This is a genomic window from Nocardiopsis valliformis DSM 45023 (genome assembly GCF_000340985.1).
GTDB classification, from domain to species: domain Bacteria; phylum Actinomycetota; class Actinomycetes; order Streptosporangiales; family Streptosporangiaceae; genus Nocardiopsis; species Nocardiopsis exhalans.
The window spans coordinates 33596-60007 of record NZ_ANAZ01000019.1 but is presented as its reverse complement, the minus strand read 5'-3'; the positions used below and the strand labels follow the sequence as shown (position 1 = coordinate 60007).

Genomic DNA, 26412 nt, shown 5'->3' with positions numbered 1-26412 from the left:
GAGTAGCGTTCACATGGCCAAGTCAGCAGCTCCCTCCGGAACGAGGGACTTCCTCGCCGACGACCTGCGCCGCCGTAGGGCGGCGTTCACCACCGTCAGCGACATCTTCGAGCGCTACGGGTTCGATCCGCTGGAGACCCCCGCGTTCGAGCGGCTGGAGGTACTGACCGGCAAGTACGGCGAAGAGGCCTCCCAGCTCCTGTTCAAAATCCTGCGCCGCGGGGTGCACGAGGCCTCCGGCAAGCCCGACCTGGCCCTGCGCTACGACCACACGGTTCCCCTGGCCCGGGTCATCGGAACCCACGGGGCGAAGCTGCCCAACCCCTACAAGCGCTACGCCATCGGCCCGGTGTGGCGGGCCGACCGCCCCCAGGAAGGCCGGTTCCGGGAGTTCGTGCAGTGCGACATCGACACGGTGGGCTCTTCCTCCCCGCTGGCCGACGCCGAGGTCGTCCTGGCCCTGGCCGAGAGCCTGGACGCCTTGGGCGTGAACCGGTTCCGTTTCCTCGTCAACAGCCGTGAAGCACTCCGCGGCCTGCTGGAGGTCTACGGCGTCGCCGAGGAGAACGGTGACGGGGTCCTGGCCACGCTGGACAAGCTCGACAAGGTGGGTGCCGGCGCCGTGGCCAAGGAGCTGGTCGATGAGCGCGGCCTGGACGTGACGGGTGCCGAGCGCCTGGCCGAGGACGTCGCCTCCGACGACCAGGACCTGATCCGGTCCAAGCTCGCCACCAGCGAGCGCGGCCAGCGCGGCCTCGCCCAGGTCGACAGCCTGCTGGAGCTGACCGCGAGCCTGGGTGATCGGGCCGTGTTCGCCCCGCGCATGGTGCGCGGCTTGGACTACTACACGGGCGCGATCTATGAGGTCGAGGCCGAGGGCTTCCCCGGGTCGATCGCGGCGGGCGGGCGCTACGACGGCCTGGTCGCCTCGCTGGGCGGCCCGGACATGCCCGCCTGCGGCGGTTCCATCGGCATTGAGCGCATCCTGGCCATGCAGGACACCGGCGACGCTCCCGCCGTCGGGCTCGACGTGGCGATCACGGTACTGGGCGGCCAAGCCGAGCTGATGAAGCTGGCGAGCGAGCTGCGCGCGCTGGGGCTGCGGGTGGGCACCTATCTGGGTTCCTCCGGCAAGCTCGGCAAGCAGTTGCAGTGGGCGAACGCGCAGAACGCGCGGTTCACGGTGATCTTCGGTTCCGAAGAGCAGGAGTCCGGCGAGGTCACCGTCCGCGACATGGTCTCGGGCGACCAGAGCCGCGTCCCCTTGGCACAGGCCAGCAACGATCTTCGGGAACGCCTCGAAAGGTGACCGGTTGAGCGCCCCCGCCCCCGAACACGCCGATCCAACGACCTTCCACCTCCGAGCCCAGGGGAGACCGCCGGGACTGCTTGAGGAAGCAGCAGACAAACTTGGCACCCGTCTCGTCGAGGACAGCTTGGTGGAACGTGGATCACGCCCGTCGGTGGGGGCGCCGACCACACGCGGGACCTGGGCGCGGATCAGCTGGCGCCCGCCATCCAGGGTCTTCGCCCGCGAGTTCAGCGGGTTGGAGGCGTCGGTGGCCGTGCATGACGTGCCCAAGCCGTCGTTCATCCAGACGGTGCACTGGATGAACGACGGCCTCGTCTGCCGTGCCGAGGAGATGACGCTCATCGGCGAACCGGTGGTCTCCACCGCCTACACCCTGGACAAGGCACCCGAGCTGAGCGGCCAGTGGTGGGAGGAGCTATCTGCCGCTCTGGAGCGTCTGGCCGGTACGGACACCGATCGTGTCTCCCTCGTCCAAGAGGACATCGACTGCTCCATCCGGGAAGCATTCGGAGCCTCGATCGACACGACCGTCTCCCAGTGGGTGATCGGCCACGGGGATCTGCACTGGGCCAACCTGACCGCGCCCCGCCTGTTTCTTCTGGACTGGGACAGCTGGGGTCTGATGCCCCGAGGCCTGGACGCGGCGAAGCTGTGGGAGTCGGCGTTCCGGGTCCCCGACTTCGCAGAGGAGATCACAGAGCGGCTGGCCTCCGACCTCGCCTGCCGTGACGGCAAGCTAAGTCAGCTCTGGGTCTGCGCGAACAGGGTCCTGGGAGCCAGACGCCGAGGCAAGGCGACCGACCAAACCGAGCACGCCTCCCGGTTGGGAAAGTCACTGCTTGCAGAGCTTTCGTGACTGCCGTAGGAGCGCTAACACCCGACAGTCATGCTTGAACACTTATCCATCGGCCCGACATATTCCAGAGCGTCGTTCAGCGCACCCGGCATGAAACATTCACCTGGTACAGGAATGACCTGCCAAGCGGGGACCCGCAACCAGTGGAAGTCCCGGGCACCCCAACGGCCGCGCCGGGACCCGGGTTCCGGCGCGGCCTCGCTGAGGTGTGGTGGCGGGCGGCTACAGCAGGACCGTGGCCAGGTGGTGGGCGAGGGCGCCTGCCGCGGCAGTGAGGGTGTAGGTGATCAGGCGCCACGGGGTGCGTCGGGGCTTTCGGTGGCTCCGCGGGCGGCGCGGTAGTGGTGGCCGGGGCGCCCGCGGTGGGCGGGGTGGTCGAGGTGGCGGCGGCCCGTCGTCGGGAGCCGGGCGGGGGCGCGGCACGAAGGGCGTCGGCGGACGGGTCGGCGGAGGCGGAGGGTCGCGCGGCTCTTCGGGGGCGGGGGCCGCGTGCCCGGTCAGGCGGGCGGCGTGCGTGGCCATCCAGGGCGGGACTTCACCGTGCTCCACCCGGTAGCGAACCTTGGGGTGCTCCATCATCTGGTCGAAGAGCTCTTCGCGGGTGGCCGGCACGGGGCGCCTGCCGGTGCGGGTGTGGGAGAAGCGGTGGCCCCGGGGTGCGGTGAGGACCTCCCGCACCCCGGCGCTGACCTGGTGGGAGCCGTTCACCGGTTGAACTCCGGGAGGGAGAACTCGGCCCAGGTGACGGTGCCCAGGCCCTCGCAGAACGGGAAGTCCAGGACGGAGCGGGTACCCCAACGGTCGGCGAGGTGGTTGATGAGCAGCAGGCCGCGGCCACGCTCGACCTGGGCCCACTCCTCCAGGGTGTGCTCGGGGATCTCGGGGCGGGCGGGGGCGGTGGCGTCGGTGCGCCAGCCGTCGTCGACGACCGCGACCTGAATGGTGCTGGCAGTGGGCATGTGGAGGGTGCGGATCACCCGGCCGTCGGGGTCCTCGCCGGAACGGCTGTGGTCGACCGCGTTCGCGAACATCTCGCTGGCGCACAGCACCATGTTCTCGCTGGTCTCGGCGGGCAGCCCGGACAGGCGGTACAGGTCGGCGGCCAGATCCGAGCGAACCCAGCCGGTCTGCGCCAGGTCGCCGGGGTAGACCCGAGAGGACCAGCGCCGCCCCGCGAAAGGCGGGGTGGGGGTGTGGAACGGGGCGCGGACGTACGGCACACTGGACATGTCGATCTCGCTTTCAGGTTTCGCAATCATGGAATTTGGATCGGCCTGCTCTGGGGGTGTTGGCGCACCCGCCAGAGCTTTTTCATGGGCTGGGTTCAGGGGTGCAGCGCGCGGCGTTCGGAGGTGGGCACGCGGGCGGCGATCTCGGTGATGCGGTGCAGGGAGTCGTCGGCGGAGAGCGCGACGCTCTGCAGGGTGGCAAAGAGGTCGGTGTAGCTCTTGACGTGGGTGGACTCGCTGATGAGGTGGCCCGGACCGCACGGCTGCGGGCTGTAGACGAGGGTGTGGGCGGGGGAGAAGGCCAGCGTCCAGAAGGCGCCGCGCAGACCGGGGTGGTAGGGGGTTCCGGTCGGGATGAGGTGCACGGTGACGCGGGCGCTCTGGGCCAGACGGTGCAGGTGCAGGAGCTGGGCACGGGTGGTGTCGGCGTCGGCGAGAGTGCGGGTCAGGGCGGTTTCGTCAATCACCAGGCAGTGGTGGGGCGCGGCGCCGGAGGTGGGGAGGAGCCGACCGACGTGGGGGCGGTCCTCGTCAAGGAGCGCGGACTCCATGGGGCGTTCGGCCCGGTGCAGGGCGGCGGCGTAGGAGTCGGTGAGGTAGGGGTCCGGCAGGACCAGGGGCGCGTAGGTGCGGACCTGGAGGACTTCGGGCAGGACGTCGGTGATGGTGACGCGGCCCTGGAGGAGGGTGGCCAGGTGGGCGGCGGCCCAGGCGTCCCACAACTGGCCGGTGAATCGGAGCTCCCGGTCCAGGTCCTGAGCGACCCGACGTCCGGGGTCAAGGGCTCCGGATTCGATTTCCTGGAGCATCTCGCCGGTGATGAAGACCTGCGCCGCCAGGTAATCGAGGGAAAAGTCGTGCTCCCGCCGAGCCGCCCACACCCGCGCCCCAAACCCCTCCCACTGCCCCTGAAGAGCAGTTACTGCCCGGATAGCTCGTTCACCCACCATGTGACCTCTCCTCCATAGCTCCGCTGGCCCGCAACCTCACCGATTGTCACCGGTGTTGTCTGGGCTTCACCTCACCACTTAAGCTAGAGACCGACCATCAAAGTTACAAGGCCTGTATTTAAACTGGTCCGTATTATGAATGGATGTCCTCTTTGGATGCGGTGAGATGATGTCCAAGACTCCCGCCGACCGGCGCATCGTCGATGGAACGAAGGAGGCTGTCGTGGCCCAGGGCTCCCCCGTCCGCAGGCACTACTTGGTGAGTCAGCTCAAGAGACTCAGGACCCAGGCCAAGATGTCTCAGGAGCAGGTCGCCAACGAGCTCGGGTGGGACACCAGCAAGCTCTACAGAATCGAGAACGGGCGGTTCGTTCGCCTGACGACCGAGGCCGTGGCCGCGCTCTGCCGCTTGTACGGGGCGAGCGACGCGCTGCGCGAAGAGCTGGTGGAGATCGCCAAAGCCGCGAGGAAGCAGAAGCCCTGGTGGTTCCAGCACGAGGACGTGGCAGGCAACGCCTTCTACAGCCTGGAGAACGAGGCCACCAAGATCCAGGAGTACGCCATGGGGGTCATCCCGGGCCTACTCCAGCATCCGGACTACATCGAGGCCCTTATGTCCCGGGGCATCGTCACTGATCCGGAAGAGCGCCAGAAGCGCATCGCCGCCCGCATAGAACGCTGTGAGAGCCTCCTCAACCGCGAGCACGCACCCCGGATCTGGGCGATCATCGACGAGTCCGCGCTTCGCTGCTTGGTTGGCGGCCCTGAGGTGATGCGCACCCAGTTCCAGCACCTCATGGAGCTGAACAAGCGCCCGAACATTGACATTCAGGTCCTGCTACTGTCCAAAGGGATGGCGCAATCCTGCGGCTACATCCTTCTGCACCTCGGCGAAACTGACCGCGTCGGTTACCTGGACGTCCCCCCAAGCGGCCACTTCTTCGAGGGCGGGGAAGCGCTCGCTAACCACGAGGACGGGTTCGAGTACATGCAGGCCGCAGCCCTACCGCTGGACGACACGCAAGACTTCATCCGCCAGCTGGTGGACGAACTGGAGAAGGCTTGATGACTGAGCACGAAGCCACCAAGGCTACGTTGGCGCCCAAGTCCCCCTGGCACACCGCCAGCTACAGCGTCGAACGTGGCGCTTGCGTGGAGGTTTCAGAAGGTCCGTTCACCGGGGTTCGGGACACCCAGAACCGCGAGATCGGCGCACTGTTCTTCGACGCCAACGAGTGGCAGGCTTTCCTAGGGACCGCCCGCGACGACCTTCGCTGAACCAGCCGGTTACGCCTGTCCCGGAGACAAACCTTCCGAGCAGTCCGGGCCCTCGCTCCCCCAGGGAAGCGGGGGCCCTGCTCGTTCCCCTGCGCTACTTCGACGGAAGCGATCAGGACCAGGTCCCAGCAGTGGCGCTCCAAGCAACCCTGATGGGCGGGGCGGCCCAGCGGACCGCGCCGCCCCCGCCGGGGCTCAGCCCAGGTAGTTCTCGTCGACGGACCCCAGCGGGTCTTGGGCACTTCGATCTCCTCGTTCGATGAGAAAATTATCCAACAACAGAAACCTGTCCACCGAACCGAAGCAACTTCAATGCGTCTCAGGTAGCAGGGCGTCACCTCCGGAAGGCCAGCATCAGGAGGGCTTCCTTTCCCTGCTATCAGACGAAGCATTGAATCGTTCCTGTTTGCGGCGAGAAACAGCCTGATCACGTAAATTAATCCAACGAGCTCGGGCCTGTCTCTTACCTTTCGAGCTGGGCATCCGCTTCAACTCCCTGAGCGCGGCATCGCACAGTTTCACCGCAAGCCGGGAGTCGCTTTCAATCATCTGCTTTGCCTGCACATATCTGGCCGCCCTCTTAGCGAAGGCCCCCAGCTGTGGAGCCAGCCCTTGTCGTTGCGAGGACACCATCGCTGTCGCGCTCTGGCCCCCAGGCTGCCCCTGCCCGGGCTTTCCTGGAGCACCCTCCCGTTGAGCAGGGATCACTCCCTTAGCTCTCATGTTGTCGTAGGCCTCCGTCCGACAGGCCCTGAGGAAACTCCGCATCCGGTCCCCCTCACGCCCGGCCGCTGACATCGCCGTTTCCCCGGTGGTGAGCAGTGTGGAACACAGCCGAGCCGCCTCCCGGTCACGGCCGCGGTTCAGATGCCTCACCACCAACGCCCGCACCTCAAGTAGTTCAGAGATACCTATGGGTCTCCTACCGTTGATCCAGATCTGATCCGACGCGGTGCCCGCGGCTTTCTTCGCACGGAAATCCCGGGCCCGTTCACGTAGGCGTTCTCGCTCCACCACGGCGTGCTGCGCAGCCTCGGCTTTTCGCTGCAGGGCATCGAGCTCATCCAACAGCCGGAGCAGCTTCTTGCCTTCTAATTTGCCGCTTGGCCTACCAGCTGCCCTACCAGCCTCTGTGCGCAGTCCTTTCTCATCCCGAAGCGCCACCGCGCAAACCCTCATTGTCTGCTCGGGATCCGAAGACAGCACCGCCGCCGCCCTCTCCCAAGCTCTCTGAAGGCGCACCACTTCGGTAAGCAGCTTCTGGGAGACTCCAGCCGAGCCCTTCGCGGTCCGCGGGCCCTGATGTTTCGCTCCGGACGATGAGCCATCGGGCGCCTTGCGCGGCTTGGGCACCAACTTCGATGTTTTGGTAGAACGACCGGAGCTCTTGGTTGAACGCTTGGGCTGTTTGTCCCGGTGCTCGTCACAGAGCGTCCGCAGGCTCTGATCGGCAGCCCGGTCGTCGAGCCCTTCCCGACTCCAGTCAACGCGGGCTTTGGCGTTCCTGCTTCTGCACCCCGGGTGCTCGCAGGGGTTGCCCGTGTTGCCTGTTCCTCCGGACACGGGACGCCGCTCGGGGGTCGGTTCTCCGGTACTGCGCGTCACTACGCCCTCCAGTTCCGAGGAGCGGCGGGGCCGTCGATTCGGGACCTACGGCCCGTTGTCTCCACCAGTTGTCACACTGGGTAAACCAAGTGACGGTGGGGGCCGTCCTCTGGTTCACAGGCCCGACGGTGTCGGGCCTTGGGGACAAACTACCCGCCTTGCGTGTGAACCGGGTTAACAATAGAGTCTCAGTGATCGACGGATCACCCCGTCGGCTCTAGCGTTATCCCTACACGGCGAAGGCCCGTCCGGACAGCCACTTCGGCACTTCGGGCCGCGCCTCCCATGCCCTCTGACAGGCGCGAGGTAGTCCAAGAATGCCCACAACGACCGACGAGCTCCCCCAACCGAGTGCGCTTGTCGAGGTACGCGGCCAGAAGTGGGTCGTGAGCGGGATCGAACCAGGTGAGACCTTCACCGTGGTCACCCTCCAGAGCATCCAGGAGGGCAAGTACGGCGAGACCCTCGATGTCCTCTGGGAGCTCGAACCCGGCCGCCGGCTCCTGCCCAGCGGTTCCCTGCCCGACGTGTCCGGGATCGTGCCCGACCAGCCCGAGCAGCTGGCCGCCTTCCTGGACGCGGTGCGCTGGTCCGCCGTCACCTCCGCGGACGTGCGCAACCTCCAGTCACCGTTCCGGTCCGGGGTGGCGATCGAGGACTACCAGCTCGAACCGGTCTCGCGGGCGATCGGCGCCCCGCGTGTGAACCTCCTCCTCGCCGACGACGTCGGCCTGGGCAAGACCATCGAGGCCGGGCTGGTCACCCAGGAACTGCTGCTGCGCAACCGCACCCAGCGCATCATGATCGTGTGCCCGGCCGGGCTGACGTTGAAGTGGAAGGACGAGATGGCCGAGAAGTTCGGCCTCGACTTCACCATCATCAACTCCGAGCAGGCCGCGCAGGTGCGCCGCGACTACGGCAGCACCGCGAACCCGTTCAACGTCCACCCGCTGGCCATCGTCAGCCTGCCGTGGCTGCGCGGCGCCAAGGCCCAGCGCCTGCTGCGCGAGGTCCTGCCCACCGACGGCCCCAGTTACCCGCGCACCTTCGACCTGCTCATCCTGGACGAGGCCCACCACGTGGCCCCGGCCGCGCCCAAGCAGGTGTACGCGGTGGACTCCCAGCAGACCAAGCTGATCCGCTGGCTGGCCCCGCACTTCACCCACCGGCTGTTCCTGTCCGCGACCCCGCACAACGGCTACCAGCAGTCCTTCACCGCACTGCTGGAGATCCTGGACGACCAGCGGTTCGCCCGAGGGGTGGAGCCCGACCGCTCCGCGATCGAGGACACGGTGGTGCGCCGCCTCAAGCGTGAGGTGGAGAACCCCGACGGCACCCCGCGGTTCCGGGAGCGCGTCACCCGCGAAATCCCGGTCACCTACCCGGAGGCCGAGCGGGAGATCCACACCCTGCTCACCCGCTTCGCGCAGCTGCGCCGGACCAAGCTGACCACCAGGAAGGGCAAGCGCGCCACCGACCTGGTCACCCTGCTGCTGAAGAAGCGCCTCTTCTCCAGCCCGGCCGCCTTCCTGCACACCGTCGAGGTCTACGCGGAAACCCTGCGCTCGCGCTCGGCCGGCCCCGAGGCGCTCGGAGCGGGCCTCGACTCGGACGACGACGTGCCCGAGTGGATGGACGACTTCTGGGACGAGACGGCCACCTACGACGACGAGGAGCTGGCCGAGGCCGAGGACGACGCCCTGGACCGCAGCCGCCCCCACCAGCCCGACGCCGACGAGGACGAGCAGTCGCTACTGGAGCGGATGCGCGCGTGGGCGCGCACGCACGAGGCCCAGCCGGATGCCAAGGCCCGTGAGCTCATCACCTACCTGCAGGCCGTGTGCAAGCCGGACGGAAAGCTCTGGAACGACGAGCGCGTGGTGGTCTTCACCGAGTACCGCGACACCCAGTCCTGGCTGCGCGAGCTCCTGGCCCAGCAGGGCCTGGGCGGCCAGCACGTCGCCGAACTGCACGGCGGCATGAACACCGACGAGCGCGAGTCGCTGCGGCTGGCCTTCCAGAAGCACCCGGGCGAGCACCCGCTACGCATCCTGCTGGCCACCGACGCCGCCAGCGAGGGCATCGACCTCCAGCGGCACTGCCACCGGCTGGTCAACTACGACATCCCGTTCAACCCGAACAAGCTGGAGCAGCGGATCGGCCGGATCGACCGGTACGGGCAGACCGAGAACCCCGAGATCCGGCACTTCGTCGGCACCGGCTGGGAGAAGTCCACCGACTCCTTCGAGGCCGACCTGGAGTTCCTCTCCCGGGTCGCCACCAAGGTCGCCCGGATGGAGGAGGACCTGGGTTCGGTCAACGCGGTCATCTCCGACGCCGTGCAGCGCCGGATGCTGGGCCAGAAGACCGACCTGGACGCCGAGACCTCGAAGGCAGGCACCAAGGGCAAGGTGCCCTCCAACTCCAACCTGCGCGAGCAGGTGCGCCGTCTGCGCCGCAACCTGGACGAGACGGTGGAGTCACTGGCCATCACCCCGGCACGGGTCAAGCGGGTGGTGGACACCGCCCTGAACCTGGCCCACCAGCCCGCGCTCACCCCGCACGTGGACGAGGACGAGGAGCGCTTCGCCGAGGGCCTGTACCAGGTGCCCGCACTCACCGGCTCATGGGTGCACACCACCACCGGGCTGACCGAGAAGCTGCCCGCGGACGCCCCCCGGAACGCCGTCCCCCGGCAGCTCCCGATCACCTTCAACGCGGCCGACGTCCAGGGCCGCGACGACGTGGTGCTCGCCCACCTGAACCACCCGCTGGTGGCCCGCTCCATCGGTCTGCTGCGCACCGCGGTCTCCAACGACCGGGTGGGCCTCAACCGGGTGACCGCCGTGGTCAGCGACGACCCCGAGCTGGACGAGGTCCTGGTCGGCGCCTACTCGCGGTTCGTGCTGGTGGGCGCGGACGGGCTGCGCCTGCACGAGGAGGTGCTGCACTCGGGCGGCTGGCTGCCCGAGACCGGCCGCTTCCGCCGCCTGGAGAACCTCACCACACTCGGAGGCATCCTCAACCGGGCGCTGACCGACGGACGACCGCTGTCGGACGCGGTGTGGAGCCGGGTCCGCGACCGATGGGAGCGGGCCAACGGCCGGAAGGGGCTCGAAGACGCCATCAACTGGCGCGCCGACACACGTGAGAAGTCGTTGCTGCGCGTGTTGAAGGAGCGCGAGGAGAACGAGCGCGCCAGGGTGACCAGTGTCCTGGACCAGTTCGCGTCGACCCTGCGCGAGGCACTGTCCTCGGACGAGGAGGCGGACGAGAACGCGCTGTTCAGCGAGCGCTCCGTCACCCAGACCAAGGAAGAGCGCGAGCAGTACCGCAAGGACCGGATGAACTGGGAAACGAGGCTGGCGGCCCTGGACGGGGAACGCGAGCGCGAGTTGGCGGCCATCGAGCAGCGCTACTCGCAGAAAGACCCGCATACCTTCCCCGTCGCCGTCGTCTTCGTCGTTCCCCGCAAGGAGGCAGTCCGTTGAGCGCCCCGCAGCTTGGAAGTAAGCACAGCCGAGGTCAGCAGAGCAGCACCGACCTGGTCCGTGACCAGCACCTGAACTGGCTGGGCCTGGTGGAGGTCAGCGGACCGTTCCTGACCCTGCCGGTACTGCGCCAAGTGTGGTCCGCCGGGCTGGACCCGCTGGACAAGGATCAGCGGCGGGAGCTGCGCCGCGAGCACACCCTCTGGCAGGAGGACCTGGCCGCCGGACGGGACGCCTGGATCCGGTACGTGCTGGGCGGACTGCTCGGCTGGGGCCAGGACCTGTGCACCGGCGGCTTGGAGTCGCTGGCCATGGAGGTCGCCGAACACGACACCCGGGTGGAGCCGTCGTTCGTGCTCACCGAACCCGGTACCGGATCGGGTGACGCCGCGGACGGCGATGAGGTCAAGGCCGACCGTGTCCGGCTGCTCGGGCTGGTCTGCCCGGCCGGGCAGTCCCCTCAGCAGCGGATCAAGGACGAGTCCTGGTCGGCCACCCCCGCGGACCGGCTGGCGCAGCTGTGCCGCCACCACGGTGTGGAGCTTGGGTTGGCCATCGACGGCCGCTGGTGGGTGCTGGTGTGGGCGCCAAAGGGCGGCGTCACCACCACCGCGGTCTTCGACGCCTCGCTGTGGACCGACTCCGCCGAGCGCGATGTACTGCGGGCCTTCTACTCGCTGCTCAACCGGCGCCGCTTCTTCGGGGTTCCGGAGGAGGAGCGGCTGGTCAGGCTGCTCGCCCAGAGCATGGACTCGCAGGAGGAAGTCACCGAGGCGCTGGGGGTGCAGGTCCGCCAGGCGGTGGAACTGCTGGTCGCCGCGATCGGCCGGGCCGACACCCGTGCCCGTGAGCGCGGGGACCGGGACCTGAGCGGGGTGTCCGCGCACGACGTGTACCGGGGCTCGGTCTCGGTGATGATGCGGGTGGTGTTCCTGCTCTTCGCCGAGGAGCGCGGCCTGCTGCCCTCCGACAACGACCTGTACGCGCGGGCGTACTCGGCTGGCGGTCTCTACCAGGAGCTGCACGAGCAGGCACGCGAGGGTACCGAGGACGACCTGGAGCGGACCACGGCGGCCTGGCACCGGCTGCTGGCGCTGTTCAACGCGGTCTACGGCGGGGTGGACCACCCCCGACTGAAGATGCACCCGCTCGACGGGTCGCTGTTCAACCCCGAGACCTTCCCGTGGATGCCGCTGGACATCGACGACCGGACCGTGCTGCACATGCTCAAGGCCGTGCAGTACGTGCGGGTGGGGCGTGGGAAGTCCGCCGAACTGCGCAAGCTGTCGTTCCGCGCGCTGGACGTGGAGCAGATCGGTTACGTGTACGAGGGTCTGCTGTCCTTCGACGGCTTCCGCGCCGAGGACCTCGTGGTGGGGCTCATCGGCAAGGAGGGCGCCGAGGAGGAGGTGCAGCTGCGCGAGCTGGAGGAACTGGCGGCGCGGCACACCGACGTGGAGTCTCTGGCGGCCGAGCTGGCCACCAAGTACAAGGACTCCAAGATCGGCACTAAGGGGCAACTGGCCAAGCGCCTGGCCCCGATGGACCGGGCCGAGCAGGAAGAGGCCCGCAAGAAGCTGCGCGGTGTACTCCCCCGCGAGGAACAGCTGGTGGATCGGCTGCTGCCCTTCTTCGGGATCATCCGCCTGGACCTGCGTGGGCTGCCGCTGGTGATCCGTTCGGGCGAGCTGTACGTCACCGACTCCTCGCTGCGCAAGAACACGGGCACGCACTACACGCCGAGGTTCCTCGCCGAGGAGGTCGTGGAGGGTGCGCTGGAGCCGCTGGTCTACGAGCCGGGGCCGTTGCAGACGGCTGATACCAGTGAGTGGAAGCTGAAGAGCAGCCAGGAGATCCTCGCGCTGAAGGTCGCCGACATCGCGGTGGGTTCGGCGGCGTTCCTGGTGGCGGCCGCGCGTTATCTGGGTGACCGGCTGATCGAGGCTTGGGTGCGGGAAGGTGACGAACGAGTCGCCGGATACACCCCGCCCAAGGACGGACTGCGGGCGGACGACGATAAGGTCGTCATCGAGGCGCGGCGTCAGGTGATTGAGCACTCCCTGTACGGAGTGGACATCAACCCGATGGCCGTGGAGATGGCGAAGCTGTCGCTGTGGCTGGTCTCTATGGACCCGGAGCGGCCGTTTACGTTCCTCGATGACCGGCTGGCTGCTGGTGACTCGCTGCTCGGGATCACGTCCCTTGAGCAGCTTGAGTACATGCACATGGACCCCAAGAAGGGTCGAAAACTGCATGGCGGTGACAACGCACTCATCGACTTCACATCCGGTATCAGGGAACTGGTCAGCCGGGTAGCCGAATCACGCCGCGAACTGGCGAGTATCGATGGAACCACGTTGGCAGGCCTCAACCGCAAGCGCACCGTGTTGGGCGAAGCCGAGGTGGAGACCGGCTTGGTTCGACTGCTGGCGGACTTGACGGTGGGTTCGGCGCTAGCGAACGCGCACCGCGGCAGCCGAGGACTAAATCAGGCTTCCTCCGAAGCCGTAGAGATCGCCAGTAATCTAGGAAACAATGAACCCCGCGCCCGCTCCAAAGCGATGGCGTGGTTGAGTGTCGACCTCCCTAAGGGAGCATTCAAAAGGCGACCAATTCACTGGCCTCTCATATTCCCCGAGGTGTTCGAAAATGGGGGGTTTGACGCAGTCATCGGAAACCCCCCATTCCTGGGCGGCCTCAAACTCCAGACAGCGCTTGGCGATAGATTCAGGGAATATCTCGTCGAATACACGGCGAACGGAGTTAGAGGAGTGCGCGGAACAAGCGACCTCGCCGCCTACTTCACGTTGCAGATCAACCAGATCACCCGGGCAACAGGGCAAGTCGGCATCATCGCGACCAACACCCTCGCACAAGGGGATAGTAAACTCGTCGGCCTCGACCAGGTTGTTGCCAGTGGTGCGACCATCAGAAAATCCGTCCAGTCTTCCCCTTGGCCCTCGAAGTCGGCGGCCCTGGAGTACTGCATGGTATGCCTCAGCAAAGACGGCCTCAATAACCATGCGGAGCGAATCGCCGACGGCATCAGAACACACGCCATCACCACATCCCTGGTCCCAGCTTCACGTACGAGCGGAACACCGCATCGACTTCTCGGTAGCCAGGGAAGCTCTTTTCAAGGGGTCAACGTACTCGGCACAGGGTTCACAGTCACCCCCAAGAGAGCACAGGATCTCATGGAGGCCGACCTCGCCAACGCCGACGTCCTCTTTCCCTACCTGAACGGAGAGGACGTCAACACAGACCCTCGGCATACCGGCCGCAGGTGGATCATCAACTTCAAAACCTGGCCGGAGGAGAAAGCCAGAAATTACAAGGAATGCTACGAACAGGTGTCCAAAACCGTAAGGCCGGAAAGGGAAATCAACAAGTACAGCAAGTCAGCCCGAGAGCGCTGGTGGCAGTTCCTGGCTCCTCGCCCAAAAATGCACGAAGCAACTCGTAACCTCGACAAAGTCGTCGTGATGGCACAGACCAGCCGAACCGCCATGCCCATCATCGTTGATCGCAATCAGGTATTCGACCAGAAGCTCGTGGTGTTCGCCTCGAACGAACCTTCGTTTCTTGCCCTCCTATCAAGTTCAGTGCATTACTGGTGGGCTGTGATCAGGTGCTCGACCATGAAGGCTGACTTGAGCTACACCCCGACGGCAGCTTTCGAGACGCTCGTTCGCCCGCCTTTCACAGCGCGGATGCACCAACTCGGCGAGCAACTCGACACCTACCGCCGTGAGGTGATGCTCTCCCGAAACTCTGGGCTGACCAAGACCTACAACCTGGTCTTTGACCCCGAGTGCAATGACCCTGACATCCAGGAGCTTCGCGAGATCCACCGCGCGATCGACGAGGCCACCATCCGTGCCTACGGCTGGGAAGAGCGCATCGAGTCCGTTGGCGGTCTCGACCACGGGTTCCACTCGGTTGGCCGAGAAACGCGCTACACCATCGGCCCGGCCGCTCAGCGCGAGGTTCTCGACAGCCTGCTCGAACTGAACCATGAGCGCTACGCCGAAGAGGTCGCCCAAGGCCTGCACGACAAGAAGAAGTCCAAGCGCAAGGCTTCCAGCGACGAAGGGACTCTCTTCTGATGTCTGACGACGCCCTCTTCGCGAACCCCAACGGTGAACAGACCTCCCTGGACACCACATCCAAGGGCTCCCCGACCAGCAAGAAGCCCACCAAGGCCGAACTCCGCGCCGCCGACAACGCAGCCCGGGACGCCGCCGCGATCGCTTCCCTTGACCAGCCCCAGGAGTTCGTCGACGCCACCTCCTTCCACGTACGCAGCGAACTCCAGAACCTGGTCTCCCGCGATCTCCTCGGCCCCTGGGACGGGACCACCGAGGAACTCCCCCGCCGGTACTCCGGCCCCCGGGAGCGCTACCTGGTGGGCATGCTCGGCCCGCGCCACCAGACCCCCACCTCCGTACGGGACGCCGCCGACCAGGTCATGGACACCGAGAACGGGGTCGAGGGCGCTTCAGGCGGCGAGGGTTCCGGAGAGGCCCCCGACGTCGTCACCCCGCAGAACCTCGGGCACATGTGGGCCTCCACCATGGGCCTGTCCTTCTCCGTGCCCGCCGACGTGGACGCCGTCAACGTCCGCGCGGCCTGGGGCGAGTACACCCGCGCCGCCGTCCTGGAGGACGAGGGCAAGACCCGCCGCGCCTGGACGCGCGAGCCCAAGGAGTTCGAGAAGGAGGTCCGGCTGGACGACAGGCCGGACTACCGGATCGGGCTGACCGACCCGGACCCCGACACCTCCTGCGTCTACCTCAACGTCACCGTCCGGGAGAACACGAACGGCGACCGGCGCACGGTCGAGCTGAACCTGGTCAACAACCGCGTCCCCGTGCAGTCCAACGGGGACACCGTGTGGCTGTTCCAGGCCGAGCTCTCGGTGACCGCCCTGGACGGGGCCTCCCCCGTGTTCCTCCCGGTGGACGACCCCCTCACGGACACCGGGCCGGACACCGACCCGGCCACCTCCGACACCGAGGAACTGCACCTGCGGCTCCTCTACCGGGACCAGCTCAAGTACGCCGACGGCCGCAACGTGGCCGTGCACGCCGAAGTGGACGGGCAGGCGCGGCGCGCGCACCGCCTGGTCACCACCTGGCTCCCCCACCACGACGTGTCCGCCACGACTGCGGCCGTGGGCGCGGGTTCGGCGCTGGCCTCGGCGGAGCTGTCCATGGACGTGCTGGCCTCCCCCGACACCACCGCCGACGCCCTGCGCGCCGGGCTGACCCCGCTCGCCGACGGCTACTCCACCTGGCTGGACGGGCGGGAGTCGGTCATCCCCGACCTACCCTCCGCGCTCCGGGAGACCGCCGAGACGGCCGTGTTCAAGGCCCGCCAGGCCGCAGAGCGCATCCGTGCCGGGATCGAGCTCCTCACCGACCCCTCGCTCCCCCGCCACGCCGAAGCCCTGAAGGCGTTCCGGTTCGCCAACCGGGCCATGGCCGACCAGCGCCGCCACAGTGAGATCTCCCGGCTGCGCGAGGACCCGGAGATCACCTTCGCCGAGGCGGAAAAGCGGATCAACGATCGTGGCGCCTCCGCCGCTTCCTGGCGCCCGTTCCAGTTGGCGTTCGTGCTGCTCAACCTGCCCTCGATCGCCGACCCCGACCACGAGGAGCGCGCCGCCTCCCCGCAGGCCACCGTGGACCTGCTGTTCTTCCCCACCGGTGGCGGTAAGACCGAGGCCTACCTGGGGCTGACCGCGTTCACGTTCGCGATCCGCCGCCTCCAGAAGATCGTGGGCACCGGCGCGGACGCCCGCAGCGGTCTGGCCGGGGTGGCGGTGCTGATGCGCTACACCCTGCGGCTGCTCACCGCCCAGCAGTTCCAGCGGGCCGCCGCCCTGGTGTGCGCGGCCGAGGTGCAGCGGGTCGAGGACCCCGGTACCTGGGGCGAGGAGCCGTTCCGGATCGGCCTGTGGGTCGGCGGCGCGGTCTCCCCCAACTGGTTCGACGACGCGGAGAAGCAGATCGCCTCGGCCCGCGAACGCGGCCGCGGGGACTACGTGAACGTGCTCCAGACCCTGTCCTGCCCGTGGTGCGGCACCAAACTGCAGGCCCACCGGGACCTGGACCCGCGTCCCGACACCCGGCGGGTGCTGCTGTTCTGCGCCAACGGCGAGGGTGAGGGCGCCTGCCCGTTCTCCCGGACGAGGTCGGCCGAGGGCCTGCCGATCCTCACCGTGGACGAGGAGATCTACCGGTACACCCCCAGCCTGCTGATCGCCACCGTGGACAAACTGGCCCAGCTGCCCTGGCGCGGGTTCGCGGGCATGCTGTTCGGCCGGGTGGCGTCCTACTGCCCCCGGCACGGGTACCGGCACACCGACCTGGACGCCAGGACCGGCTGCCGAGGCCGCCACAACGCCAAGGGGCAGCTGCCGAAGACGGAGAGCCGCCCGGTGCCGAGGCTGCGGCCGCCGGACCTGATCATCCAGGACGAGCTGCACCTGATCTCGGGTGCGCTGGGCACCACCGTGGGCCTGTTCGAGGCGGCCGTGGACGAGCTGACCTCCTGGACCACTCCGTCGGGGAAGCGGACGGCGCCGAAGATCGTGGCCTCCACCGCCACCACCAAGCGCGCCCGGGACCAGGTGCGCGGGGTGTTCGGCCGGGACCTGCAGATCTTCCCGCCGCAGGTGACGGAGGTGACCGACACCTTCTTCTCCAGTCAGGTCCCGGTCACCGAGGAGAACCCGGGCCGCCGCTACCTGGGCGTGTGCGCGCACGGGGTGCGGCTCAAGCAGGCGGAGATCCGGCTCGCGGAGATCCTCGCGCTGGCCGGGCAGCACCTGTTCGACACCCACGGGGCTCCGGCCGACCCGTACATGACCATGGTCGGCTACTTCAACGCCACCCGTGAGCTGGCGGGGATGCGCCGGTACATGGACGACGACGTGACCGTGCGGGTGCGCAGGCACGGGACCGAGCGGGGCATGCGCAACCGGCTGACCAGGTCCGGGATGTTCAACCTCCAGGAGCTGACCTCGCGTATCTCCTCGGCGGACATCAGCGACGTGCTCAAGCGGCTGGAGGTGGGGTTCGACCCCGAACTGGACACCTCCGACCGGCGCCGGGCCGTCTACGCGGACCTGCGCGCCACCCACGAGGCGCGCAGGTCGCGTTCGTCCTCGGCGGCCAACGTCCAGCCGCACCCGCTGTCCCAGCGCCGGGACCAGCGGGCCAAGGAGAGCCGCAGCCCGGTGGACGCGGTGCTGGCCACCTCCATGCTGCAGGTGGGCGTGGACGTCTCCCGGTTCGGGCTGATGGTCGTGACCGGCCAGCCCAAGAACACCGCCGAGTACATCCAGGCCTCCTCCCGGGTCGGCCGTGACGCGTCCCGGCCCGGTCTGGTGGTGACGCTGTACAACTGGACGCGCCCGCGCGACCTCGCCCACTACGAGGACTTCGGCTACTACCACGCGACCTTCTACCGGCAGGTGGAGGCGCTCAGCGTCACCCCGTTCACCAGGCGCTCCCTGGACCGGGGCACCGCCGCGATGTTCGTGGCGGCGGTGCGCAACGCGGTGGAGGGCCACTCGCACAACGGCGACGCCCACGACGTGGACCTGGACGGTCCCGTGGTGGAGGAGATCATCGGCCGGATGCTCGCCCGCGCCGAGCACGTGGCCGGTGAACGCGGCCGCGACTACCTGTCGGAGCGGATCAACAGCCTGCGCGACCACTGGAAGCAGGTCCGGGCGGGCTCCACCCCGCTGGGCTACGAGCGTTCCACGGAGTCCAGGAACCAGCTGCGCGGTCTGCTGACCAAACCGGGTGAGGGCTCCTGGAGCGACACCACTGTCGGTATGTCCATGCGTGAGACCGAGAACGAGATCAACCTGCTGGTGTCCGGCGGAGGCGACTTCTTCATGCCGCTGCTGAACGCCCCGGCGTGGTCGTTCGCCCCGCCCGGTGGGAGCGACGACGAGCAGGGCGGCGACCAGGCGGAGGAGACCCCGGCCCCGGCCGGGGCGGGGAAGGAGCAGGGTTGATGCGCGACGAGGGACACCGGCGCAGGGTCGGCGCGGTCCGGCCCAGCCACCTGATGTTCACCAGCGGGGTGGGCGCCCTGGTGGACCTGCCCAACTTCGCGGTGCTGGTGCGCGGGCTGGACGACTGGAACCACACCCACGCCTACGGGTGGGAGAGGATCAACGAACCGCGCCTGCTGGAGGAGCTGCGCAAGCTCCCCGGCAACCACAAAGTGGAGGAGCTGCGGCCCGCACCGTGGACCGAGGGCACCGACCAGGACCCGGGCGGTCCGGCCGCCGGGGTGGGGGTGCCCACCACCCCGTTCCCCTCGAACTTCCGCTGTACGGCCTGCGACGACCTGGTCTCGTTGGACTCGGGGATGCTGACGTTCGAGAACGCGAACCCACGCCGACCGCACGAGGCGAGGTTCACGCACAACGTCGGCAAGCACAAGGGGAAGAAGCCGCTGGCGGTCGCCGCCAGGTTCGTGCTGGCCTGCACCTCCGGCCACCTGGACGAGTTCCCCTACTCGCTCTTCGTGCACAAGGGCGCGGAGTGCGCCAAGGCCTCGCACCCCAAGCTGCGGATGGAGGACCGCGGCGGCAACGTCGGCGCCAACGTCGAGCTGACCTGTATCAACTGCGGCGATCACCGCAACATGCGCGACGCAGGCGGTGAGCGCGGCCTGGAGAGCCTGCCGCGCTGCCGGGGCCGCCACCCGCACCTGCAGCAGCAGTTCGAGCCGGGCGGGTGCGGGAAACCGCCCAAGGTGCTGGTGCTGGGCGCCTCCAACCAGTGGTTCTCCCAGATGCTGTCCGCCCTTGCCGTGCCCTCCGGTGCGGGCACGACGGAGTTGGACAACCTGGTCGAGCAGTACTGGGACATGCTCAAGGACACCCCGAAGGACCAGTACGCGGTGCTGCGCCAGTTCGCGCCGCCGATGCGCGACCACTTCGGCAAGTGGGACGACGACGCGGTGCACGAGGCCGCCGGGCGTCACCGGGCGGCGCTGGAGGGGCAGCAGCCGGAGGAGGACGGGGCCGGGGTCAGCCCCGACCTGCTCACCGCCGAGTGGGAGGCGTTCACCTCCCCCGGGTCCCACGAGCCCACCCCCGACTTCGCGCTGCGGCGCCTGGACGGCGGGGTCCCCGAGGGCCTGCGGGGCGTCTTCACCGACGTGGTGCAGGTGGAGCGGCTCCGCGAGGTGCGGGTGCTGACCGCGTTCACCCGCCTGGACTCACCCGACAAGGAGGACCCCACCATGGTGGAGACCGTCCGCCTGTCCGGTGGCGACCCCACCTGGCTGCCCGCCAGCGAGGTGCGCGGCGAGGGGATCTTCCTGCGGGTGTCGGAGGACCTGCTGTCGGGGTGGGAGAAGCGGGTCGCCGAGAGCACCGCGATGCACCTGCACCGGGAGGCCTACGGAACCTTCCGCGAGAAGCGCTACTCCGACCGGGTCGGCTCCGGATTCGAGCGGATGCGGCTCTGGCCGGGCGAGCGCTACATCGCCCTGCACACCCTCTCCCACCTGCTGGTCCGGGCGATCGCGCTGGACTGCGGGTACAACGCGGCCAGCCTGTCCGAGAAGATCTACACCGGGACGGAAGGGGAGCCGGGCGGCGGCATCCTCATCTACACCGCCGTCCCCGACGCCGAGGGCACCCTGGGCGGGCTGGTCTCCCAGGCCGAACCCGGCCGCCTTCCCCACCTGGTGCGCCAGGCGCTGCGCGGCGCCCTGCGCTGCTCCTCGGACCCGCTGTGCGCGGAGCGGCTACCGCAGGCACAGGCCGACTTCCTGCACGGGGCGGCCTGCCACGTGTGCCTGTTCGTCTCCGAGACCACCTGTGTGAACGGCAACCGGTTCCTGGACCGGCGGTTCGTGGTGCCGGTCGGCGGAGCAGGGCAGGAAAAAGGGCTGGCCCTCTACCCTGAGGTCCCGTGAGCCACAGCATGAACACCCCCGCTTTCGAGGAGGCCGCGTCGGCGGCCTCCTCCGCCTTGGGCGGCGCCGGTCTGCGCGAGCTGGCCGGACGGGTGGCCGAGGGCTGGCCCGAACAGGCCATCCTGGGCTCGGTCCGGGACCGCGCCACGGTCGCCCCGGTGCTGGCCGCGCTGAGCACCCACGCCGTACCGTCCGCCGAGGCCGCGGCGTTCCTGCGCGGGCTGGCCGCCGGGCACGCAGCCGCCACCGGTGAGGTCTCGGTGGAGACGGTGTGGACCGGCCCGTCCAGCCACTCGGTGCCAGTGCGGTCCACCGCCCAGGCCCTGTTGGACGTGATCGCCGAGGCCCGCAGCGAACTGGTGCTGATGACCTACTCCGCCCGGCGCCGCCCGGACATCCGGGAAGCCCTGGCCGCCGCGGTGGCGCGCGGGGTCTCGGTGTCGGTGGTGGTGGAGACCCTCGCCGGAGCGGGCGGGGCGATCAGCGGCACCGAACCCGGGCAGGCCTTCACCGGGATCGGCGGGGTCGACCTGTGGCACTGGCCGACGGACCGGCGCGAGGGCAAGGGGGCCAAGGCACACGCCAAACTCGCGGTGGCCGACCGGCGGACGCTGTTGGTCTCCAGCGCCAATCTGACCCAGTCCGGGGTGTCCACCAACATGGAGGCCGGGCTGCTGGTGCGGGGCGGGGCCGCCCCGCGGCGGGTGGCCGAACACGTCGCCGAGCTCCGCTCCCGGGGTGTGCTGGAGCGGATCCGGGTGGGTGACCACTGATGGCGGACAAGAACCCCCGGGAAGAGACCGAGCACAGACCCCCGACCGGGGAAGCTCTCCTCGGGGCATCCGACATCGCCCGGCTGACCGGGGTGAAGCGGCCCGCGGTGAGCAACTGGCGGCGAAGATTCAGCGACTTCCCCCCACCCGTCGCGGGGGCCGCGTCGCAGCCTCTGTTCTCGTTGGAGCAGGTCCGGGAGTGGTGCCGGGTCCACGGCAAACCGTTCGAGGCGGACGGGGCCGATCTGCTGTGGCAGCGGGTGCGGGCGCAGGTCCCGGATGTGCGCCGGGCCGAGTTCCTGGCCTATGCCGGGCAGACACTGATCGAGGAGATCCCGCTCCGGCCGTCCCCGCCGGGGATCCCCGAGACCTGGACCGCGCTGGCCGAGGAGATCCTCGCGCCGAGCGAGCCGGAGGGCCTGTACGCAAAGCTGTGCGAGCGGCTGCTGCGCGAGCGCGGCAGACCCGAGGTCTCGACGGAACTGGCCTCGTGGATGGCGGACCTGGCCGGGATCGGTGAAGGCTCCTCCGTGCACGATCCGGCCTGCAGTACGGGCAGGCTGCTCGCCGAGGCGGTCCGACACGGGGCCGGGGCAGTGACCGGGCAGGAGGTGGACGTCCACCTGTGGCGGATGGCCACCGCCCTGTTGGCCGCCCTGCCCGGGATGAGTGGTACCGCGGTCGGGGACTCGCTGCGCACCCCGGCCGCCTTGGGTACCGAAGTCGACGCGGTGCTGTGCGACCCCCCGTTCCGAGACCGGGAGTGGGGGCACGAGGAGTTGGCCGAGGATCCGCGCTGGGTGCACGGCACTCCTCCCAAGGCCGAGGGCGAGCTGGCCTGGGTGCAGCACTGCCTGTCCCGGCTGCGCGAGGGCGGGCGCGGGGTGGTGCTGCTGCCCGCGTCGGTGTCCTCGCGGCCCAGCGGTCGCCGGATCCGCGCGAACCTGCTGCGGGCGGGCGTACTGCGCGCCGTGCTGGAGGTCCCCTCCGAGGGTGAGGCGGCCAGCCACCACCTGTGGGTAGTGGTCCGACCCGAGGAAGGCGTCGAAGCCCAGGGGCGGCTGCTGCTGGTCGGGCGCGGGACCGACCCCGAGGAGTCGGTTCGGGTCTGGGAGGCGTTCGTGTCCGGGCGGCTGTCCGAGAGCGGCGACGGCGCGGACTGGAGCTGTGCCGAGACCGTCGAGCTGTTGGACGGGGACGTGGACCTGCGCCCCTCGCGGCACCTGGAGGCGGCGAAGGCCGGGCGGGCGGCGGTCCTGTACCCGCCGCTGCTGGCCGAACTCACCGAGGCGTTGGAGCAGGCCCGCGCGCTGAGCCGGGATCTGGGCCTGGACGCCCCGGGCCCGGGGGCGGCGCGGACCACGTTGGGTGCCCTGGTGGACGCCGGGCGAGTGGAGCTGCACCGGGCCCCGCTGGCGATGTCCGCGGACGAGGGGCCGATCCCGGCACTGACCGTGCGCGATCTGCGGGAGGGGCGGCCCCCCAGCGGCCGGTGTTCCCAGGTGCCCGGGATCGTGCGTACCCGCCCGGGGGACGTGGTGGTCGCCGACACCGTGCGCGGCGCCCCGACCCGGGTGGTCAGCGAGGAAAACGGAGGGGGCGCGGCGCTGGGGCCGCGGCTGCTGTTACTGAGACCGGTGGCGGGCGAGGTGGATGCTGAGTTCCTCGCCGGGATCCTGGCCTCGGCGTCCGACGCCCCGAACCGTACCTCCAGCGGCCGCCTGGACGTGCGGTCTTTGGTGCTGCCCGCGCTGTCCGCGGCGCAGCAGGCCGCGCACAGTGCGGCGGCGCACCGACTCACCCGGTTGGAGGGGCTGCTGGGTGAGATCACCGAACTGGGCGGGCGGCTGGCTCAGGTGGGGCACCATGGGCTACGCGAAGGTGAATTGAGGCCACAGGGGTTGCGGGATCGTGGGGTTGGCAGGGGTTGAAGGCATGAAGTGGACCGAAAAGCGGATGCTCGCCGACCGGTACGAACTGACGGCTCCGCTGGCGCGCGGCGGCATGGGCCAGGTCATGGTGGGCCGGGACACGCGGCTGGACCGGGAGATCGCGGTCAAGTTCCTGCGTTTCCCCGACGGTGAGCAGGACCCGGACATGGTCCGCCGGTTCGTGCGGGAGTCGCGGATCACCGCGGGCCTGCAGCACCCGGGCGTCCCGGCGGTGTTCGACGGCGGTTCGGAGGACGGACACCACTACCTGGTGATGCAGCGGGTGCACGGAATCGGCGTGCACGACCTGATCTCCGAACAGGAGCAGCTCTCCGTGGGGTGGGCGGCGTGCATCGCGGCGCAGGTGTGCTCGGTGCTCTCGGCCGCGCACGGCGCCTCGCTGGTGCACCGGGACCTGAAGCCCGCCAACATGATGCTGGAGCGGGAGGGGACCGTGAAGGTCCTCGACTTCGGGTTGGCGGTCGCCCTGGACCGTGCGGACATGTCGCAGATCACCCGGACCGGGCACACCCCCGGGACGCCCGCGTACATGGCTCCGGAGCAGCTCCTGGCCGGGTCCAGCACCCCGTTGAGCGACCTGTACGCGCTGGGCTGCGTCCTGCACGAGATGCTCACCGGGCAGCGGGTGTTCACCGCCTCGACCTCGTTCGCGCTGGCTTCCAAACAGGTCAACGACGCCCCCACGGGGGTGCGCCGGTTGCGGCCGGACGTGCCCGCGGAGTTGGCGGAGGTGGTCTCGGCGCTGCTGGAGAAGCGCCCGGAGAACCGTCCGGCCGACGCCGACCAGGTGTACGCGCGGCTGATCGGGTTCGCCACCGGCTTGGAACCCGTTCCGGGGGAGCTGAACCCGCCGGAACAGTCGAGCCCGCACCGGATGTACGGGGCCGCGGTGGCCCGGGTCTTCGGGGCCGACGGTCCTGCCGAGGCCTCTGCCCCGGGGATCCCTGCTCCCGGATCCGCCGCCGAACCCGCGCCCGCAACCGCCGCCGACCGGCCTCCCGAGAACACCGTCGACGCCGTCCCGCTGAGCCGGGTCGAGGTCGAACGCGCCCGGGACGAGGCAGCGGAGCTGGGGAGTTCGGCCCGGTACCAGCAGGCCGCGCAGACCCTGCGCGAGGCGGTCTCCTCCGCGGCCGCCTCCTTCGGTCCGACCGACCCGGACACCGTGCGGCTGCGGATGGACTGGGCGAACGTGCTGTTCGAGGGCGGGAACTTCCGCGGGGCCGCCCCGGTCTACGAGGAGCTGGTGGAGGATCTCGAGGGCTTGGAGGGGGACGAGAACCAGAGCCTGGTCTTCCGCTGCCGTCTGCAGAACGCCACCTGCCACGCGCTGTCCGGGCAGACGAGTGCCGCACTGTCGATCCTGTCGGAGTTGCTCGACGACGAGGTCGACGTCTACGGGCACGACGACCACCGGCCGTTGGAGCTGCGCAGGCAGATCGGGCTGCTGGAGTTGGCGGCGGGGCGCCGCGAGGACGCCGAGCGCACTCTCCGGGACCTGCGCGAGGACCTGGAGAGACTGCACGGGCCGAAGCACCCGACGGTGACCCAGTTGAACGACCTGTTGAACGGATCACTGACACAGTGACGACCGTAATTCCGCGGAGGGGTCGGCCACCCGCGCCGAAGCGAATCCTTTTTCGCGTCTTCTGAGGTCAGATCCCGGACACGCGGATGTTCCGAGTCGTCCCTTCCATTTTTCAGGTATTCGTCGATAGAGCTCAATGCCGAGGGGACGATAAGCAGCGACGACTCTCGGTGAAAGCGGCATACGCGACAGTGATACTTTTGCCCACGGATGCGCCGGGCATCACAAGTCACGTCTTTCGAGGAGCACGGATGAATCCCCCTGGGCAGCGCGAGCCCGCCAGCTATTCCGCTCAGGATCTGGCTGATCCCAGTATCGACCCACAGACCCTGTGGCAGATCGCCGCCGCCCGCCCAGACCTTTGGCAGCCGGTCCTCGACCACCCGAACTGCTACAGGGAGCTCGCCTCGTACATCCAGAAGAGCGCGCAGCAGGCCACCGGGGCGCAGCTGGCGCCGGGCGCGCATCAGGAACCGGAGTGGGCACTCTGGTTCCGCATCGCGATCCCCGTGATCTCGCTCATCGGGATCATCTCCCTGTTCCTCCCCGTCTTCTCGTTTTCGAACAGGGGAAGCACGACCTACATCAACTACTTCTCCGCGGATGCCACCGAAGAAGTCCAGGCCGCGGGGGTCGGCCTGTTGTTCGTGTTCGTGCTGGTCATCGCTTTCGGTGTGACGTCGCTGGCGAGCAAGCAGAGGTGGGCCCTCATCACCACGGGCGTCCTCGCCATCATCTTCGGCACCCTCGGTATGTTCACCGGGCTCGGCAACGCGATCACTTTCTCCGAAGAGAGCAGCACCTCCGTCGGCGCCGGGTCCATCATCCTGGGTCTCTCCGGCCTCGCCCTGATCGGCACGGCGATCGTCACGTTCCTGCACCAGCAGCGGCCCACCACCCAGTACCCCCAGTACCTCCACCACCCGCAGAACACACAACAGCTGCAACAACTGCAACAGCTGCAGCAATTGCAGCAGCTACAGCAACTGCTGCAGCTTCAGCAGCAGCCCCCGCAGGCACAGGTGCAGGCGCAGGCACAGCAGCAACCGCTCCCCCAACAGCAGCCGAACCCGCAGCAGCCTCAGCCTCGCCCCCAACCGCAACCTCGCCCGCAGCCGCAACCTCGCCCGCAGCAGTCCCAGCCACAGCAGCCGCAACCGCGCCCCCAGCCAATGCCGAACCCGCAGCAGCCGCAGCAGGCACAGGGGCAGCAGCAGGCACCGCGGCCGCCGCAGCAAGGCTGATCTCTCCGCGGCCGTGCGCGAGGAGAGCACGTCAAGCTAGGTTGGGGAAACGCACCGGTACCCGGAACCAGTCGTTCGGGCTCTCCTGTTCCCCGCAGGACTCTCGAACACCCCGGTGGCTCCTGGCCGCACCCCGCACGGGGCGGGCCCGGGTACCTCCCCCCACGACGAGGA

Annotated in this window: 16 protein-coding genes; 12 read left to right on the top strand and 4 right to left on the bottom strand. The window is 68.8% G+C overall.

What is annotated here, in order from left to right; translation table 11 throughout:
• Nucleotides 1-13 precede the first annotated feature (13 nt).
• On the top strand, nucleotides 14-1309 hold the full coding sequence (gene hisS / locus D457_RS0119090) for a histidine--tRNA ligase (RefSeq protein ID WP_017582275.1): 1296 nt from the start codon (nucleotides 14-16) through the stop codon (nucleotides 1307-1309).
• A 130-nt stretch (nucleotides 1310-1439) separates the two neighbouring features.
• Nucleotides 1440-2168 (top strand): phosphotransferase, encoded by a 729-nt coding sequence (locus tag D457_RS0119085; protein ID WP_239646154.1) that lies wholly within the window; start codon nucleotides 1440-1442, stop codon nucleotides 2166-2168.
• 222 nt (nucleotides 2169-2390) lie between these two features.
• On the opposite strand, the gene D457_RS0119080 is transcribed toward D457_RS0119085, so the two are convergent.
• The 3 genes from D457_RS0119080 to D457_RS0119070 all read right to left on the bottom strand — a co-directional run bounded on the left by D457_RS0119080 (nucleotide 2391) and on the right by D457_RS0119070 (nucleotide 4347).
• Nucleotides 2391-2876, bottom strand: a complete 486-nt coding sequence (locus D457_RS0119080) for a hypothetical protein (protein WP_026116800.1) — start codon at nucleotides 2874-2876, stop codon at nucleotides 2391-2393.
• Entirely contained in the window at nucleotides 2873-3397 is a 525-nt protein-coding gene (locus D457_RS0119075) for an ATP-binding protein (RefSeq protein ID WP_017582273.1), read from the bottom strand. Before D457_RS0119075 ends, D457_RS0119080 begins: the two co-directional genes overlap by 4 nt.
• Before the next feature lie 95 nt (nucleotides 3398-3492).
• On the bottom strand, nucleotides 3493-4347 hold the full coding sequence (locus D457_RS0119070) for a helix-turn-helix domain-containing protein (RefSeq protein ID WP_152514287.1): 855 nt from the start codon (nucleotides 4345-4347) through the stop codon (nucleotides 3493-3495).
• Nucleotides 4348-4516: 169 nt separating this feature from the next.
• On the opposite strand from D457_RS0119070, the gene D457_RS0119065 reads away from it, so the two are divergent.
• Both D457_RS0119065 and D457_RS0119060 read left to right on the top strand, forming a co-directional pair.
• Nucleotides 4517-5413: a helix-turn-helix domain-containing protein gene (locus tag D457_RS0119065; RefSeq protein WP_152514286.1), complete on the top strand. Its 897-nt coding sequence runs from the start codon at nucleotides 4517-4519 to the stop codon at nucleotides 5411-5413.
• Nucleotides 5413-5625, top strand: coding sequence for a DUF397 domain-containing protein (locus D457_RS0119060; protein ID WP_017582270.1), 213 nt, complete (start codon nucleotides 5413-5415; stop codon nucleotides 5623-5625). The genes D457_RS0119065 and D457_RS0119060 overlap by 1 nt, the downstream gene beginning before the upstream one ends.
• 354 nt (nucleotides 5626-5979) lie before the next feature.
• Here the strand turns inward: D457_RS0119060 and D457_RS35825 are convergent, their stop codons facing one another.
• Nucleotides 5980-6870 carry a hypothetical protein gene (locus D457_RS35825; RefSeq protein WP_152514285.1) on the bottom strand — a complete coding sequence of 297 codons (891 nt, stop codon included), beginning with the start codon at nucleotides 6868-6870 and terminating at the stop codon, nucleotides 5980-5982.
• Nucleotides 6871-7547: 677 nt separating this feature from the next.
• Here D457_RS35825 and drmD point away from each other — a divergent pair.
• From drmD to D457_RS35380, 8 genes are all read left to right on the top strand, one after another.
• Nucleotides 7548-10721, top strand: coding sequence for a DISARM system SNF2-like helicase DrmD (gene drmD / locus D457_RS0119055; protein ID WP_017582269.1), 3174 nt, complete (start codon nucleotides 7548-7550; stop codon nucleotides 10719-10721).
• Nucleotides 10718-14830, top strand: a complete 4113-nt coding sequence (locus D457_RS0119050) for an Eco57I restriction-modification methylase domain-containing protein (RefSeq protein ID WP_017582268.1) — start codon at nucleotides 10718-10720, stop codon at nucleotides 14828-14830. Before drmD ends, D457_RS0119050 begins: the two co-directional genes overlap by 4 nt.
• Nucleotides 14830-18759, top strand: a complete 3930-nt coding sequence (gene drmA / locus D457_RS0119045; RefSeq protein WP_017582267.1) for a DISARM system helicase DrmA — start codon at nucleotides 14830-14832, stop codon at nucleotides 18757-18759. The genes D457_RS0119050 and drmA overlap by 1 nt, the downstream gene beginning before the upstream one ends.
• Complete coding sequence (gene drmB, locus D457_RS0119040) at nucleotides 18759-20681, top strand: DUF1998 domain-containing protein (RefSeq protein WP_017582266.1); 1923 nt, start codon at nucleotides 18759-18761, stop codon at nucleotides 20679-20681. Before drmA ends, drmB begins: the two co-directional genes overlap by 1 nt.
• Nucleotides 20678-21454 (top strand): DISARM system phospholipase D-like protein DrmC, encoded by a 777-nt coding sequence (drmC, locus tag D457_RS0119035; protein WP_017582265.1) that lies wholly within the window; start codon nucleotides 20678-20680, stop codon nucleotides 21452-21454. Before drmB ends, drmC begins: the two co-directional genes overlap by 4 nt.
• The gene (locus D457_RS0119030; protein ID WP_017582264.1) at nucleotides 21454-23385 is read left to right on the top strand and encodes an HsdM family class I SAM-dependent methyltransferase; all 1932 of its coding nucleotides are present in this window, start codon (nucleotides 21454-21456) and stop codon (nucleotides 23383-23385) included. Before drmC ends, D457_RS0119030 begins: the two co-directional genes overlap by 1 nt.
• A gap of 4 nt (nucleotides 23386-23389) precedes the next feature.
• The gene (locus D457_RS0119025) at nucleotides 23390-24994 is read left to right on the top strand and encodes a serine/threonine-protein kinase (RefSeq protein ID WP_026116798.1); all 1605 of its coding nucleotides are present in this window, start codon (nucleotides 23390-23392) and stop codon (nucleotides 24992-24994) included.
• A 251-nt stretch (nucleotides 24995-25245) separates the two neighbouring features.
• Nucleotides 25246-26238 (top strand): variant leucine-rich repeat-containing protein, encoded by a 993-nt coding sequence (locus tag D457_RS35380; RefSeq protein ID WP_026116797.1) that lies wholly within the window; start codon nucleotides 25246-25248, stop codon nucleotides 26236-26238.
• The last annotated feature ends 174 nt before the right edge of the window (nucleotides 26239-26412 follow it).